This is a genomic window from Soonwooa sp., assembly GCF_032062245.1.
Taxonomy (GTDB): domain Bacteria; phylum Bacteroidota; class Bacteroidia; order Flavobacteriales; family Weeksellaceae; genus Soonwooa.
This window is the reverse complement of the sequence record NZ_DAMBQF010000004.1, coordinates 1-15,890: the sequence shown is the minus strand read 5'-3', so window position 1 is coordinate 15,890 and position 15,890 is coordinate 1. Positions and strand designations below refer to the sequence as shown.

The following is a 15,890-nucleotide window of genomic DNA, read 5'->3' as shown; positions in this document are numbered from 1 at the left end:
GAAGCGCAAATTTAAACATTTTTCAATAACAAGCTAAACTCACTCAAAATCATTGAGGTCGCACCCCAAATAAGATAACCATTAAAATCGATAACAGGAACGTCATATCCTCTGCTGGTCGCCATTGTCATCATTTTTGGTTTGTCTGGCAACGCCAATAAAGAACTCACCGGAAACTCGATTAACTCCGCAGCTTCGCTCTCTTGTAAAATGAAAGTTGGATCTTTTTTAGTAAACGAAATAAATGGGTGGACATAAAAATTGCTCGGCGGAATATAAATCGGAGAAATCTCACGAATAATTCTGATATAATGCGGATCAATACCCATTTCTTCTGAGGTTTCGCGTTTCGCAGTATCAGCAAAATTAAGGTCTTGCTCTTCCCGCTTTCCTCCTGGCAAAGATATTTGTCCACTATGGCGATCGTGCTCATTTTCGCTACGTACCATCAATGGGAAATGCCACTCATCATTTTTTAAGTACAACAAAATATTAACCGCCGCAAACTTAGGATTCTTGGTCAAAATATCATCGTAAGAAAACAATGGTCGGTAAGCTGGCGAATAGATACAATGTGCATCTTCGCCCTTTAAATCAGCATTTTTTAGATTTATTAATAAATCTTTTCCAAACTTTCGCATGTCTCAAATTTAATCAAATAATAAACAAATCAAAAGCTTAAAATTTAACTTTTTAAAGAAATTTATTTATAAACTTAAAGGAATTCCTGAATAGAAATCTAACAATTTTTGACTAAATAAGTAATTGAATTTCGCTTGTGCAACGCTTCCTTGTGCATTTGCATAATTATTTCTAGCAATATTGAGATCATAGATGCTTGTACGACCAGCTTCATAACTTTTTTCTGCAAAATCTAAAGCCAACTTGGTGCTTTTCTCAGCTTCTACAGATGTTAAAAAAGTTTGATAGTTAGCATCCGCGTCGAAAGCTGCTTTTTGCACATTTTGTTTAACATCCAGTTTTTGTTGGTCAAGATTATTTTTTGCGATGTCTTGGTTGATTTTGGATTGCTCTACCTGAAGTTTCGTTATGCCTTTATTAAAAATCGGAATGTTCGCAGAAATCCCAACTTGTTGACCAAAATTATCTTTGTATTGTTGGAAAAAACCATGCTCTTTAATTGGCGTACCATCTGGATTAATCCCAACTGTGTTGGTTGCCAAAGAATTGAAATAAAACGAACCAACTCCTCCATTAGCTGTAATCGTCGGCCAGAAAGCAGTTTTAACAACTTCAGTTTGGGCTTCCGAAGATTTGATACGGCTTTCAGCAGCTTTTATCTGAGGTTGATTTCCGTAGGCTTTATCCAAAACTTGCTCGACACCCAAATCTGGCGCTTGTAGATCAAATAGTAGTGGAACATCAGCGACATCAAATTCTTTATAATCGGTCAACATCAATAGTTGGGCAAGTGCAAAACGACTTCTATCACGATTAACTTCCGCCACTTTTAGATTTTGTTTTTCTCTAGCTAAAGCAGCGTCAGCTTCTGCCAAGATCGTTTGTGCAGTTGTCCCAACATCTGTCGTTATTTTCGCTCGATCACGCAATTTTTGTGCATTTTGCAAAGCGCTTTGCGAAATTTTTACAATTTCTTTATTTAATAAAATACTTAAATATTGTTGTGCAATTTGTAACGAGATATTGTTCTGAATCGTTTCCACATCAAACTGCGAAGCTTCTAGATCAAACTGAACTTTTCGAATATTCTTTTCTAAACGCCCATTGTTAAATACCAAAATATTAGCACCGACATTCGCATTGTTATTAAAATTATCATTACGTTGCGACACTCCAAATACATCTTGGCTTTGTCCGAAAGTCGCCGTATTAGAAATACTTCCGCTAACACTCGGTAAATATTCTTTTTTTGCAATCCTTAAATTCGATTCTTGTACTTTTTTATTGTAAGAATTTTGGATGACCTGAAGATTGCTTTTTGCTGCATAGTCCACACATTCTTGCAATGTCCAAATCTTTTGACCATAACCGAAAACGCCAAAACAAATTACCGAAGCTGCTAATACATTACGAATTGTCATAATAATAGTTTATACACAATAAGACTCAAGAATTGATAATTTGTTACGCAATAATTAAAAAAAATATATTTTTTGAAAATAATTGTAACTTTTTAACAATCTCAATTACCTATTAGAATATAAGCCGAGAATATGTCGAATTTAATTTTAAAAATTGAAGAACTCAACAAATCCTATGATATTGGTAAGAGCAAACTACATGTTCTGAAAGGTATCAACCTGAATATTTCGGAAGGTGAGTTTGTATCGATTATGGGTTCTTCTGGTTCGGGAAAATCTACGTTATTAAATATTATCGGTATTCTCGACGAAGCCGACACTGGTATTTATGAACTAGATGGCGTCCCCATCAAACATTTGACAGAAAGTCGCGCAGCAGAATATCGAAGCAAATTTTTAGGATTTATATTTCAATCCTTTAATTTGATTAATTATAAAACAGCAGTCGAAAATGTTGCTCTTCCATTATATTATCAAGGTGTTGGTCGTAAAGAAAGAAGCCAAAAAGCTTTAGAATATCTCGAAAAAGTTGGACTTAGACAATGGGCAAACCATTTACCAAGCGAAATGTCGGGAGGACAAAAACAACGTGTTGCAATTGCTCGCGCTCTAATCACCGAACCTAAACTTATCTTGGCGGATGAACCCACTGGTGCATTAGATTCGCAGACGACGCATGATATTATGAAGCTTTTGCAAGACATTAACAACGAAGGAAAAACGATTGTTGTCGTAACCCACGAACCTGATGTTGCTGCACAAACCAAACGTAATGTTGTCTTAAAAGATGGTAAAATCGAAAGCGATGATTTTATTAAACAAATCGTTTTATAAGAATTAAAATTAAATAACTAAAGTAATATGTTTGACATAGACCGTTGGCAGGAGATATTTAGTTCCATTCGTAGTAATGTGTTACGGACGGTGCTTTCTGGCTTTACTGTAGCTTTGGGATTATTTATTTTCATTGTTCTTTTCGGTATTGGTAATGGGCTTAACAACTCTTTTGCACAGGCTTTTACAAGAGATGCGGCTAATCTTATCATGGTTTTTACGGGTCGTACCTCAGAAGCTTACGCTGGATTACAATCTAACAGGACAATTACACTTGACAATAAAGATTTTGACGATATCGAGAAAAATTCAAAAGGTAGAAGCGAATATGCGTCGCCTCGCTACACTGCCAATTGGATGGTAAAATACGGTCGCGAAAGTGGAACTTATCAAATACAAGGTGTTAATCCTGATGAAAAATTTTTGGAAAACCGAAATATGATGGAAGGTCGTTACATAACACCAATGGATATCGATCGCAAAGCTTATGTAACATCCATCGGGCGAATGGTTCAGCGTGACCTTATCAAAGATGGAAGCCCAATCGGGAAAATGATTCAGATTAATGGGACGATGTTTCGCGTTGTTGGTGTCTTTTCTGACGCAGGTGGCGACTGGGACGAGCGTCATGTAGTTGTACCGCTTTCGACTTTGCAACAGATGAAAAAAGGATCTGACAGTTTGAGTACCATCATGTTATCCTATGATCAAAAAATGTCTCCTGATCAAGCCATAAAATACGGTGACGAAATTGAGAAAAAAATAAAAGAGCGTCATAGCATTTCGCCTAATGACAAGCAAGCGGTGGTTGTGAGAAACAATGCTAAAAACAATCAAGAATCTTTTATGTTTATGTTCGTTATCTCGGCGGTTGTAGGATTCATAGGGCTTGGGACACTTTTAGCAGGAATTATCGGCATTAGCAACATCATGGTGTACATCGTTAAAGAACGTACTAAAGAAATCGGAATCCGAAAAGCGATTGGCGCCAAACCAGCAGGGATTGTGGCTCTTATTCTTCAAGAAAGTATTGTGATTACGGTAATTTCGGGATTGATAGGCGTTGGCGTTGGTGTTTTAACATTAAAATTAATCGGCGATAGTTTGGAAGATTATTTCATCACCGATCCATCTGTCGGTTTGGGATTAATATCTACTGCATTTTTCTGTTTGATTTTTGCAGGTGCAATTGCCGGATTTATCCCTGCATATCGAGCTTCTAAGATTAAACCTATTGAAGCTCTAAGAGCAGAATAATTTTTTTTTTAAATAAAAATAAAATCGAATTTTTAAATGTAATATCTCATGAGACTGGCATTTAAAATTTAATAATAAAAACAAAAAGCTTCGACCACAGAATGAAAATTTTATTCAGTTTAGATACATGGCAGGAGATTTATTATTCTTTGAGTAATAATAAACTTCGGACATTCCTCACCATGATTGGCGTAGGTTGGGGCATGTTTTTGTACGTCAGTCTTTTGGGTGCTGCAAAAGGTATGGAAAACGGTTTTAACAAAGCTTTTGCGGGATTTGCTACCAATTCTATTTTCCTTTGGGCGCAGAACACTACCATTCCGTTCGATGGTTTTCCGAAAGGTAGAACGATGAAACTTCACCTTAAAGACATTGAACTTTTAAAATCAAAAATCACAGAAATCGATTATATTTCACCGCAAAGTGCCCGTGGAAATTTTGGAAATCCACCCGAGCAAATCTCTAGAAATGGCAAGTCGGCAACTTATGTATTGACTGGTGACTTTCCTGTAGGGAATTTAATCTCGCAGAAAAAATTACTTTTCGGACGATACATCAACGATGCCGATGTGTCGAGCAGCAAAAATGTTGCGGTAATTGGTGAAGAGATTTATAAAAATTTTTTTGATGCTAATAAGAACGAAAACCCAATCGGCAAATCGGTTAACATCAAAGGTATGTTTTTCACGGTGATTGGTGTGTTCCGTGTCGGGAAATCTGGCGGTCCTCTAGAAAGCGATCAATCTGCTTATATCCCATTCAGTACGTATAACAAAATGTACAATGCGGGCGATGTTGTCGACTTTTTTGCCATTGTTAGTAAACCTGATGCTGATGTAAAAATCGTTGAAAATCTAGCTAAAGACGAGCTTAAAAAAGAATATCACGCTTCACCAGAAGATACCAATGCTTACGGAAGCTTTAACCTTGGTGAAGCTTTCAAAAAGTTGACAGGCTTCTTAACTGGAATGCAATTTTTGACCATCGTTGTCGGAACTTTGACGATTTTGGCGGGGGTTATTGCGATTTCAAATATCCTTTTAATTACCGTTAAAGAACGTACTAAAGAAATCGGAATCCGTCGAGCTTTAGGTGCAAAACCAAGCGAAGTCCGTAACCAAATTTTGTTAGAAAGTGTTGTCATCACTTTATCATCGGGACTTATCGGATTTTTGTTCGGAATTTTCCTCTTAATGGGACTCGATTTGGCCACGAAAAACAACGATACTTTCCCATTTTATAACCCAACGGTTGATTACAGTAATGTATTTTCGGCATTAGCTATTATGTTAATTTTAGGCTTGTTAATTGGGATGATTCCTGCACAACGAGCTGTTAAAATACGACCAATCGAAGCCTTAAGAACCGAATAATTTTTAAATAAATAAACTATTATAATGAAAAAAAAGTTCAACATCAAAAAGATTCTTTACATCCTATTTGGACTTCTTGTCTTTGCAGCTTTGGCGATGGGCATTAGCTATCTTATTAAATCGAATTCTGCGGAAAAAGAACTTTTCTTAACGAGGAAACCATCGATATCGACGCTTGAAGATAAAGTAATGGCGACAGGTAAAATTGTTCCACGCGAAGAAATCGAGATTAAACCCAATATGTCGGGAATTATCACCGCTATCGAAGTTGAAGAAGGCGACAAAGTGGTTGCTGGTCAACTTTTAGCAACTTTGAGAATTATCCCAACGGTGTCTGACGTTAATGGCGCCATGCAAGATATAAACAACGCACAGATTCAGGTTAAAAATGCGCAAATCAACGCATCGAATCAACAGAAACAATTTGCGATGCAAGACAAATTGTACAAGCAAGGTGTGATTTCTAAACAAGAATATATCACGGCGCAACAACAATATGAGTCGACAGTTCAGCAACAAAAAATTGCAAATCAGCAACTGAATGCGGCTCAAAAAAGATTACAAATTGTAAAAACAGGAGCAACACCAGAATTGCAAGGTATGGCAACAACGCAGATTCGCGCAAAAGCGGCAGGAACGGTTTTAGAAATTCCTGTGAAAGTTGGTAGCCAAGTTATCGAAGCTAATGCTTTTAACCCTGGGACAACGATTTGTTCGATTGCAGATCTGGGTTCATTAATCTTCCAAGGGACAATTGATGAAGCACAAGCTGGGAAACTAAAAGAAGGTATGGACATGAACATCGTGATTGGTGCCCTTCAAAACAAGTCTTTTCCTGGTAAGTTAACGCTGATTGCACCGAAAGGCAAGGAAGAAACCGGTACGATAAAATTTGCTGTAGAAGGCGATGTTTACAACAAAACTAACGAATACATCCGTGCTGGTTTTAGTGCGAATGGTGAGGTTGTATTGAGCAGTCAAAAGAATGCATTATTATTGGACGAATCCTTGATCCAGTATGAAAAAGTAAACAATGTTGACAAATCTTTTGTTGAAGTAAAACAGCCCAATGGAAGCTTCAAAAAAGTCTATGTTAAACTTGGCGCAAGTGATGGCGTGAATGTTCAGATCCTTTCTGGTATTGATAAAAATGCAGAAGTTAAAGTTTGGAATCCTTCCGACAAAGACAAAGAAGAACTTAAAGAAAAGAAAAAATAAACTTCAGTTTTTATAAAGAAAAAAGCGACTTCTCTTGAAGTCGCTTTTTTTATTTTGTAATGATTAAATAGATTTTAAATTCCCTCAACATCTTCCGCACTTTCCGAATCGCGCGATTGATTATTATACAACAAAGCATAGTAGCCATTCAAAGCCAAAAGCTCGTCGTGTTTGCCTTCTTCTACTATTTTACCTTTTTCCATCACGATAATTTTGTCCGCTTTTTCGATGGTCGAAAGTCGGTGTGCGATGATAATTGACGTTCTGTTTTGCGTAATTTTTTCGGTGGCACGTTGTATTAATTTTTCACTTTCGTGGTCAATGGAAGACGTCGCTTCATCAAGAATTAAAAGTTTAGGATCCGACAAATAAGCTCTTAAAAACGATAAAAGCTGACGTTGTCCTAACGAAATGGAAGAACCTCTTTCGCTCACCACATAATCGTATCCACCAGGAAGACTTTCGATAAAATCGTGGACTTCAATATCTTTTGCCACTTTTTTTATCTGTTCCAAAGTAATGCTTTCGTCGCCCAACGTCAAGTTTTCAAAAATAGAACCGTGAAACAAAAACACATCTTGCAACACCACACCAATATGACTTCTAAGATTGTATAGTTCGTAATCTCGGATTTCGATATCATCTAGTAAAATCGCACCAGAATTAATATCGTACAAACGCGTTAGCAAACTAATAATCGTGGATTTTCCCGCGCCAGTCGCGCCAACAATAGCAACGGTTTCGCCAGGATTAACTTTAAAACTTATCCCTTTTAAAACCTCTTGTTTTTCATCATAAGAGAAATGAACATTTTTAAATTCAATTTGTCCAGCGAATTCGTGTTTAATAATTTTACCATCATTCGGCATTGCATTGGTCTCGTCCATCACGCCTAGCACACGTTCTGCACCAACCAAACCTCGTTGGATGTTGTTAAAGCGGTCCGCAATCTGTCTCAACGGACGAATCAACATATTGATAAACTGAATAAATGCGATAATAACCCCAGCTTTAACCTCGATAAAACCGCCATAAAAAAGAATAAATCCGATAAACAAGGACGAAATTAATTCAACAACCGGAAAGAATAAGGAGAAGATAAAAACCGTCCTCAATAAAGCTGCTTTCAGTTGAATATTAATATCATCAAATTTCTTAAACTCCGCTTCCTGACGATTAAAAACCTGAATAATCGACATCCCCGAAAGTCGCTCTTGCACAAAACTATTCTGGATGGCAGTCCAACTTCTTTCGTCACCAAATGCTTTCTTCAATCGTTTTTGGAAAAACCTCGTGATAACGACCATCAACGGCAAAATCACCAACGAAATATAACTTAGTTCCACATTCACTTGGAACATCATAACCAGCACAAAAACCAATCTAAGAATGTCTCCGAAAACCATCAAAAATCCATCGGTATAGACCACAGCAATGGTTTCGACATCGCCAACGGCGCGCGTTACCAACTGTCCCAAAGCCGTTTTGTCAAAGAAAGAAGTTTTGAAATAAATCAGCTTATTGTATAATCGCTCACGAATATCTCTGATGACATTCTGCGAAATAAAATTCGAAAAATAAACAAGGAAAAAATTCAACAACATTTCCGCAATCACTAATCCGATAAGGATGTAAACATGCTTCATCATCAAGCCTGTATCTTTCAGGCGTGTAATGTCGTTGTCGACAATTTCCATCGTTAAATAGGGACGATAAGTCGACACCAACGATAGCAAAATGGAGATAATCAATGTCAAAATAAACCATGACCGGAACTTCATCCCAATCATAAAAAGTCGTTTGACAATCTGCCAAGTATTTTGTTTTTCCATTCTTTAATCTAAAAAATCATAGCCAACATCTACTAAAAATAATCCGTGCGCAGGCGCTGATGTTCCCGCAGAATTGCGATGTTGCTCTGTAATAACGCGATGCATATCTTCGGGTTTCAACTTCCCATCGCCAACTTCTATCATCGTCCCAACAATTGCTCGAACCATATTTCTAAGAAAACGATCCGCCGAAACTGTAAATTTCAACAAACTTCCGTTTTGTTCCCAATTCGCTTGATAGATTTTACAAATATTGGTTTTGTTATCGGTATGTAATTTCGCAAAACTCGTAAAATCCGAATATTCAAAAAGGATTTTGCAAGCTTCATTCATTGCGTCAACATCTAATTTTTTGCGCCAAAGCTGCCACGCCAAATCTTTCGTAAACGGATCTTTCTCGGTTGAAATAAAGTAATTGTAAGTTCTGTAAGTCGCACTAAATCTTGCGTGCGAATCATTCTCAACTTCAAAAATTCTTTTGATAGCGATGCTCTCAGGCAAAAAGCTATTGAGTCGATGTACAAGATTGTCCATCAATTCGCCTTCGAAATCAAAATGTGCAAATATCTTTTTGGCGTGTACACCGGTGTCCGTTCTGCCTGCGCCAGTCGTTTTTATTGGTTCTCGCAATAAGGTTGACAAAGCTTTTTCCAAAACTTCTTGTACCGAAATTTGGTTGGGTTGTACCTGATAACCAAAGTATGGTGCGCCATCGTAAGCAAATTCTATAAAGTATCGCATCGGGTGCAAATTTCCTGATTTTTTTTCAATTAACCTTAACTTTTTGGGCGTTCCTTTTTTGCCCAATCTTTAGCCCTCGCAAAAAAGTCGGGCTGTCCGCTCTATCTTTAGGCTTGTCGCTCGGACGGCTCCGCTACGCTCCGCCGCCTCACTCCAACCCCAAAGGATGCCGCTTCCATCCCTAACGCAAAATTCGTGGTACAAGACAAGAAGGCTTTCAGGGTTCAGAACCCTGAAAGCCTTTTTAATACAGACATTTCTGCTTTTTAAAAATATCGAAAAAAATCAATTTTCAAAACTCAAGAAAAAACAAGACCTTTGCTGTATGAAAAGGATTTTGTTGCTTTCTGACAGTCACTCTTACATCGATGATCGGATTATATCTTACGCCAAAGACGTGGACGAAGTTTGGCATGCTGGCGACTTTGGAAGTATGCAAGTCATTGAAGAACTCGAAAAACTAAAACCACTTCGAGGCGTCTACGGCAACATCGACGAAGCCAAAATCCGAACAATCTTCCCAGAAGTTAATAGCTTTATGTGTGAAGATGTTAAAGTCTTGATGATCCACATTGGAGGCTATCCTAACAAATATACGCCACTTGCCAAAAAACATATTGCTGAAGAACAACCACAATTATTCATTTCTGGACATTCGCATATTTTGAAGGCGATGTATGACGAAAAAAATAAATTATTGCATCTTAATCCAGGTGCTTGTGGCAAGCAAGGTTGGCACAAAGTCCGCACGATGATGCGCTTCTCAATCGTCGGAACAGAAATCAAAGATTTAGAAATTATAGAACTCGGACCAAAATGAAAATCGGAGACGCAGTAAGTATTTTGGATGACGATTTTCGTGGGCACATAACATCGGTTAAACCTAATGGTTACGATGTAAAAGACGAATTTGGATTTGTTTATTTCTTTCCAAAAGACAAAGTTTTGCTTTTAGATAAAAGTCTTTATGATGACATCAAAGTTTCTGTAAAAAAGGAAAACACAAAACCAGTTTCCAAAAAGCATAAAAAAGAAGCATTTCGAATCGATTTACATTTCGAAAATCTTGTCAAAAATCCGCACGACTACGAATCTTTTGAACGACTGATGATTCAGAGAGAAAAGCTTCTAGAATCAATCGAGTTTTGTCGAAAACACAAGCTAAAACGTATGATAATCATCCACGGAATTGGCGATGGTGTTTTACAAAATATGGTGTATGATGTTATCCGCGGTTTAGCCGATGTAGAATATGACGACGACGGATTCTTCTACCATCAATCTGGCAGTATCGAACTTATTTTTAAATAATTCAAAAAATTAATTCATGGTGACATCATCTGGAGAGTTTGCGAAAATTAGGAAATCGCCACCAAGATTTTGCATAATATCGCGCCAAAGACCTTTATCATTCGGGAAAGTATAGTCAAGGTTATAGACATCAACCACTGTCCAGTATTTATTTTTGATTTCGGTTTCTAATTGCATACCACCCCAACCCGAATATCCTGCAAATACTTTCATTTGATTAACTTCCAAATCGTCTTCAACAATTGCAGCAACCACTTTTTGGATATCTTCGGTTACATAAAAATCATCACCGATAGAACTAAAATCTTCAGTCACAGGTTTTCCTTTAATAATAAAGAAAATACGGTCACGCTCCACAGGTCCACCATCATAGACTTCCACTTCAAAACCAAAAATCTCATTTAGCTTATCACTCATCAACTTGTTCTTTTTGTTGAGGATAAGTCCAAACGCACCATGCATGTCATGCTCGAGTAGCAACACCACAGAGCGCGAAAATATATCACCCGATGCGTCAGGCGTTGAGATTAAAAGTTTACCTTTGTAAGAGTTATTCATAACTCAAAACTAAGTAAAATATAATTTTTTAGCAATAATTTTTGAATCAATTGCTATTCAAATATTAATAATTCGATTATGGAAGACCTCCATCAACACAGAAAATCTTACGAGAAAGCAGAACTTACAGAAGACCAAATCCGCGATAATCCTATTGAGCAATTCCGTGATTGGTATTTGGATGCCGAAGAAAATCCTTTGGTGGTAGAAGCCAACGCAATGGCAATTTCAACTGTTGAGGCAGACGGTTGTCCACGTACAAGAATGGTTCTGTTAAAGGCTTACAACGAAAATGGCTTTATATTTTACACCAATTACGGTAGTCGCAAAGGTCAAGCGATAGAAGCGACACACAAGGCTTGTTTGCATTTCTTTTGGCCAAGCTTGGAACGTCAAATTATCATTAAAGCCAATCTCGAAAAAATTGCTCCAAATCTTAGTGACGGTTACTTTCATTCGCGACCAAGAGGAAGTCAAATCGGCGCTTTGGTTTCGCCGCAAAGTCAGGAAATTCCGAACCGTGAATATTTAGAAAATAAACTTCACAATCTAGAAAAAGAATTGGACGGTAAGGAAATTCCAAGACCAGAAAATTGGGGTGGATATCTTGCAAAACCTTATGAAATCGAATTTTGGCAAGGTCGCCCTAATCGACTTCACGACAGAATAATCTACAACTTAGAAAACGAACTCGACTGGAATATTAAAAGATTAGCACCATAAGCTAGTCTTTTTTTATGGCAATCCCCTCGCCTAGCTTATCCCACAACTCGGGTCAGGCTGTCCGCTGTATCTTTTTTTATGATGATTTCACTGCGCTCAATCACCATAACAAAAGGATGCCGCTTCCATCCTTATTGCGCCTTTCACATAGTTTAACAATTTTTACAAGAAGTTAACAAGCCGATTCGGATTCTAATCTGCATATTTGTTTCTAAATAAATTAATATGAGAAAACTTTTAACATTAACAATCGCAGCCGCACTATTAATTGGATTATCTTTTACAGGATTAAACAAAAAAATAATTATTATTGATGCTGGACACGGCGGAACTGACAACGGCGCAACGCACAATGACCTTCAAGAAAAAGACATTGTTCTCAACATCGCTAAGAAGATTAAAGAACTTAACAAAGATGAAAACATCGAAATTTTATTGACACGTGATGGCGACAGTTATCCAAGTCTAGCTGATCGTTCTGGCTATGCCAACAAAGTGAAACCAGATTTATTGATCTCTCTTCACATGAATAAGGCTTTAAAAAACACTGATAAAAAAGGTGCAGAAATCTATTATCAAGACAACGAAAATTCTAAAAATATAGCAAGCCAACTAGCTACTTCTTTTGATAACTGCTTAACTAAACATCTTAATCTTCATATTTTAAGAGAAAGCACATCGCCAGCATTGTTACTAGAATTGGGTTTTATCTCAAATGAAGACGACAGAAACTACTACAGCAGCGAAAAAGGTCAAACTGAAACTGCTGAAAAAATCTTAAAGTTTGTTTCGCAAAAGTAATTGAGATTTTAGAACAAATAAAAAATGCTTCCGAATGATCAGAAGCATTTTTTTGTGTATTAATTTCTAGAAACTCGCTTTCCAAGCTTCTAGCATTTCTGTAAATCTTGTGGATTCAAAAGTTTTATTTCTAATTTTTGAAACGGTGTGTATTCCTTTTTCATCCGAAATCCTGATAATCTCATCCGATTTTTGAGATTCGAAAGCGATAACTTCAGCTTCTTCGATTTCTGCCAATTTGTTTTTATGAACGAAAGTTACAAAATTCTCCATCAATGGTGAAATATAAGCGCCTTCGGTCTGCTTCGGAACTTTAATCGTATTACCTTGTAAAAATAAAAGATTCCCGTAAATGCTTCTCGCAATACGTTTGTTCGGATTTAATAAAATCAAATCGTCCAAATCATTGTCTTTTGCGTAGATGCTTGCATAGATATTCTCTGGAGAATGCACACGAATGTTGCTCAACAAATTTGAATTGACATTGATTTCTTTAATCATATCCAACTCTATTGACGATTGGATAGACAAAGGATCTGCCATTCTTTTAACCTCGAAATAGAAAGATGTTGTCGCTTTTGGAAGATCGTCAGTATTATCTTGTTGACGATACACCATCAGGTTAATAATCGCATTCTGAACGTCTTTTTGTAAAACTTCTTTTTTAAATAGCTCCTGAAAAAACTCCAAGGTGTAAGACAACGGAATATTGAAACGCATTTTTCGCATCGACGCCATCAAAAAGAAATAAGATTCTTCTGACATTATCAACTCCGAATTTCGAACAAAAAATGACACCCAAACCGCATCTCCAAAAAGAAAAGCGCGGTTAACAGTCTGTAGATTGTCTTCTATATATTCTAACTTTTGCATCATAATAAAAAAACAATGAACGATAAAAATCGTCCATTATATAATAAGTTTGTTAGGCTGCTCCTAATTTTATTTTAAGGTTTTCTACGAGGTTTTCCCAGTATAGACGATTTTCTTCCTCGTCGCCATCGTCGCAGAAATCTGTAATATTAAGTGACAAATCTTCAGTAAGCTCGTCGATAACAATAGTCAACTCGAAGAAATATTTTGTCCCTTCGTCTTCTTCCCAACGAAAACGAACAAAACTCTCCGGCTTGTAACGGATTAATGTTGCTTTTTCTGCAGGTCCACCACCCCAGCTAAAATAAAAATCATCTCCTCGCTCAACCACTTCATCGGCAAACCATTCTGACAGACCTTCCGCACTTGCTAAATACTCGTACAATATCTCTGATAGACAGTGCATATTATATTCGTAATGAACTTTCGTTTTTGCCATAAATCGTATTTATAATCAGGGCGCAATATATAAATTAATTTCTTATTTGCAAATGCTTTATGTTACTGAAATATAAAAAAAATGACAAAAAAATATGTTTTTTGTCATCTATTCTTTAATTCTGTAAAACTTTGATTTAATAGTTTTTATCTAATTCTAAAACCTCATCGATAGCTTCCAAAATTATTTGGCATCCTTTCGTGATTTCTTCATTAGAAATCGTCAATGGTGGCGAAATTCTTAAAAACTCATTGCGATACAATTGCCAGAAAACTATCAAACCTTTTTCCATACAACGTTTGGCTACAGCAAGTGTAAAATCTGGCGTTCCTAAATCTACTGCCAACATCAAGCCTTTACCATTTACTTTTTTTATCTGTGGATGAACAAGCAATGTTCTGTAAAGTTGCTCCTTTTCATCTGTTAAAGTCATCAAACCACTTTCTAAAACCTCTTCTAAAGTTGCGAGACAAGCCGCCGCAATTAATGGATTTCCGCCAAACGTCGTGATATGTCCTAACTTTGGTGAGTGTGATAAACTTTCCATAATCTCGCGAGAACTCATAAACGCCCCAACAGGAACGCCACCGCCCATACCTTTGCCCATCACCAAAATATCTGGAACAATGCCATAATGCTCGAACGCGAATAATTTTCCAGTTCTACCAAATCCGGGCTGAATTTCATCCAAAATTAAAAGCGCTCCAACTTCTTCGCAACGCTTCTTTAAATTAATGAAATAATTTTCGGATGGTGTAATAAATCCTGCCGCACCTTGGATGGTTTCGACAACAACGCAAGCGGTTTTTTCTGTTATCTTTTCTAAATCTGATTGGTTGTCATATTCGATAAAGTCGATCATTGGTAACAAAGGACGGAATTCTCTTTTGTGAACTTCGTTACCTGCCACGCTCAATGCGCCATGCGTATTGCCATGATATGCATTTTTGAACGCGATGATTTCTTCTCTTCCTGTATATCTTTTTGCCAACTTTAATGCACCATCGATGGCTTCCGCACCACTATTAACCAGATATGTTACTTCTAAAGGTTCTGGTGTTGCTTCCGCTAAAAGTTGACAAAGTTTAACAGGTGCTTCTTGCGCATATTCGCCGTAGACCATTACATGAAGATATTTGTCGGCTTGGTCTTTAATAGCCTTTACAACTTTGGGATGAGAATGTCCCAATGTATTAGCCGAAACGCCCGCCACGAAATCTAAATAAGCTCTGCCATCTTTACCGTATATGTAACTTCCTTGTGCTCTTTCTACTTCGAAACCTGCTGCATAAGGCGTTGTCTGCGCCTGATATTTAAAAAAATTGTTTTTGATATCCATAGTCTTAATCATAAGTCTTTCGGATGCAAATTTACGACCTAGTTTCGGAATGGAAAACGAAGTTGTGGTTTTAATTCTATTATGTTTTTTTAACCACAAAAGATTTTAAAGTAAAATGCAGAATTTAGGTTTCGCATTGAGTTCAAAAAGGGATAATAGAAAATATACTTTTGAAAGAAGTTGGGTTGCGTCTTGGGAGCAGAATGTTAATAGAATTTTCTATGTGTAGAATTACAAGAATATTTGTTCGTCCTTTCTTCGATGTTTGTTCGTCCTTTGTTCGTCCATTGTTCGAAGGTGAAAAATTGTATTATTTGGATGTTTAAACATAAAAGAGTGAAAAAGAGTCACACATTTCGAAGATAAAGTTTAAGATTAAAACCTTCGTTTATAATCTTCAATGATAAATAACTTTTAATCGTTTTAGAATATTGTTTTTTGGATTCGAATATTAACTGGGAACACGAATCTGCGCCCCGATGTTCTATGTTAATCTGCAAATTTTTCAGGTTAAAATTTTTAATTTAT

At 36.9% G+C, this 15,890-nt stretch carries 17 protein-coding genes; 9 read left to right on the top strand and 8 right to left on the bottom strand.

The features are described from left to right. Positions 1-11: 11 nt before the first annotated feature. Together RT037_RS03745 and RT037_RS03740 are read right to left on the bottom strand one after the other, a co-directional pair. Positions 12-641: a CoA pyrophosphatase gene (locus RT037_RS03745; RefSeq protein WP_312323120.1), complete on the bottom strand. Its 630-nt coding sequence runs from the start codon at positions 639-641 to the stop codon at positions 12-14. Positions 642-707: 66 nt separating this feature from the next. Next, positions 708-2,063, bottom strand: a complete 1,356-nt coding sequence (locus RT037_RS03740; RefSeq protein WP_313028262.1) for a TolC family protein — start codon at positions 2,061-2,063, stop codon at positions 708-710. A gap of 144 nt (positions 2,064-2,207) precedes the next feature. On the opposite strand from RT037_RS03740, the gene RT037_RS03735 reads away from it, so the two are divergent. The 4 genes from RT037_RS03735 (at position 2,208) to RT037_RS03720 (ending at position 6,745) form a co-directional block, all read left to right on the top strand. Then, a complete protein-coding gene (locus RT037_RS03735; protein WP_312323130.1) occupies positions 2,208-2,897 on the top strand; it encodes an ABC transporter ATP-binding protein in 690 nt (229 codons plus the stop codon). A 27-nt stretch (positions 2,898-2,924) separates the two neighbouring features. Next, positions 2,925-4,154 (top strand): ABC transporter permease, encoded by a 1,230-nt coding sequence (locus tag RT037_RS03730; RefSeq protein ID WP_312323124.1) that lies wholly within the window; start codon positions 2,925-2,927, stop codon positions 4,152-4,154. A 101-nt stretch (positions 4,155-4,255) separates the two neighbouring features. Further along, positions 4,256-5,527, top strand: a complete 1,272-nt coding sequence (locus tag RT037_RS03725; protein WP_313028261.1) for an ABC transporter permease — start codon at positions 4,256-4,258, stop codon at positions 5,525-5,527. 24 nt (positions 5,528-5,551) lie between these two features. Then, positions 5,552-6,745 carry an efflux RND transporter periplasmic adaptor subunit gene (locus tag RT037_RS03720; RefSeq protein ID WP_313028259.1) on the top strand — a complete coding sequence of 398 codons (1,194 nt, stop codon included), beginning with the start codon at positions 5,552-5,554 and terminating at the stop codon, positions 6,743-6,745. 74 nt (positions 6,746-6,819) lie between these two features. Here the strand turns inward: RT037_RS03720 and RT037_RS03715 are convergent, their stop codons facing one another. Both RT037_RS03715 and truA read right to left on the bottom strand, forming a co-directional pair. Next, positions 6,820-8,577: an ABC transporter ATP-binding protein gene (locus tag RT037_RS03715; protein WP_313028257.1), complete on the bottom strand. Its 1,758-nt coding sequence runs from the start codon at positions 8,575-8,577 to the stop codon at positions 6,820-6,822. A 3-nt stretch (positions 8,578-8,580) separates the two neighbouring features. Then, positions 8,581-9,318 carry a tRNA pseudouridine(38-40) synthase TruA gene (gene truA / locus RT037_RS03710; RefSeq protein WP_313028254.1) on the bottom strand — a complete coding sequence of 246 codons (738 nt, stop codon included), beginning with the start codon at positions 9,316-9,318 and terminating at the stop codon, positions 8,581-8,583. A 325-nt stretch (positions 9,319-9,643) separates the two neighbouring features. On the opposite strand from truA, the gene RT037_RS03705 reads away from it, so the two are divergent. Together RT037_RS03705 and RT037_RS03700 are read left to right on the top strand one after the other, a co-directional pair. Beyond that, positions 9,644-10,138, top strand: a complete 495-nt coding sequence (locus RT037_RS03705; RefSeq protein WP_312323640.1) for a metallophosphoesterase family protein — start codon at positions 9,644-9,646, stop codon at positions 10,136-10,138. Further along, complete coding sequence (locus RT037_RS03700; protein ID WP_312323641.1) at positions 10,135-10,629, top strand: DNA mismatch repair protein; 495 nt, start codon at positions 10,135-10,137, stop codon at positions 10,627-10,629. Before RT037_RS03705 ends, RT037_RS03700 begins: the two co-directional genes overlap by 4 nt. 9 nt (positions 10,630-10,638) lie before the next feature. Here RT037_RS03700 and RT037_RS03695 read toward each other — a convergent pair whose 3' ends face one another. Next, positions 10,639-11,187 (bottom strand): YqgE/AlgH family protein, encoded by a 549-nt coding sequence (locus tag RT037_RS03695; RefSeq protein ID WP_312323642.1) that lies wholly within the window; start codon positions 11,185-11,187, stop codon positions 10,639-10,641. 78 nt (positions 11,188-11,265) lie between these two features. On the opposite strand from RT037_RS03695, the gene pdxH reads away from it, so the two are divergent. Together pdxH and RT037_RS03685 are read left to right on the top strand one after the other, a co-directional pair. Further along, on the top strand, positions 11,266-11,910 hold the full coding sequence (gene pdxH, locus RT037_RS03690; protein ID WP_312323643.1) for a pyridoxamine 5'-phosphate oxidase: 645 nt from the start codon (positions 11,266-11,268) through the stop codon (positions 11,908-11,910). Positions 11,911-12,135: 225 nt separating this feature from the next. Further along, the gene (locus tag RT037_RS03685) at positions 12,136-12,711 is read left to right on the top strand and encodes an N-acetylmuramoyl-L-alanine amidase (protein ID WP_312323644.1); all 576 of its coding nucleotides are present in this window, start codon (positions 12,136-12,138) and stop codon (positions 12,709-12,711) included. Between the two features lie 66 nt (positions 12,712-12,777). On the opposite strand, the gene RT037_RS03680 is transcribed toward RT037_RS03685, so the two are convergent. The 3 genes from RT037_RS03680 to RT037_RS03670 form a co-directional block, all read right to left on the bottom strand. Beyond that, positions 12,778-13,584, bottom strand: coding sequence for an aminotransferase class IV (locus tag RT037_RS03680; protein WP_313028430.1), 807 nt, complete (start codon positions 13,582-13,584; stop codon positions 12,778-12,780). A 52-nt stretch (positions 13,585-13,636) separates the two neighbouring features. Beyond that, positions 13,637-14,023: an START-like domain-containing protein gene (locus RT037_RS03675; RefSeq protein WP_079668351.1), complete on the bottom strand. Its 387-nt coding sequence runs from the start codon at positions 14,021-14,023 to the stop codon at positions 13,637-13,639. A 136-nt stretch (positions 14,024-14,159) separates the two neighbouring features. Beyond that, complete coding sequence (locus RT037_RS03670) at positions 14,160-15,356, bottom strand: aspartate aminotransferase family protein (RefSeq protein WP_313028429.1); 1,197 nt, start codon at positions 15,354-15,356, stop codon at positions 14,160-14,162. A gap of 176 nt (positions 15,357-15,532) precedes the next feature. On the opposite strand from RT037_RS03670, the gene RT037_RS03665 reads away from it, so the two are divergent. Next, a complete protein-coding gene (locus RT037_RS03665) occupies positions 15,533-15,688 on the top strand; it encodes a hypothetical protein (RefSeq protein WP_313028251.1) in 156 nt (51 codons plus the stop codon). Positions 15,689-15,890 lie beyond the last annotated feature (202 nt).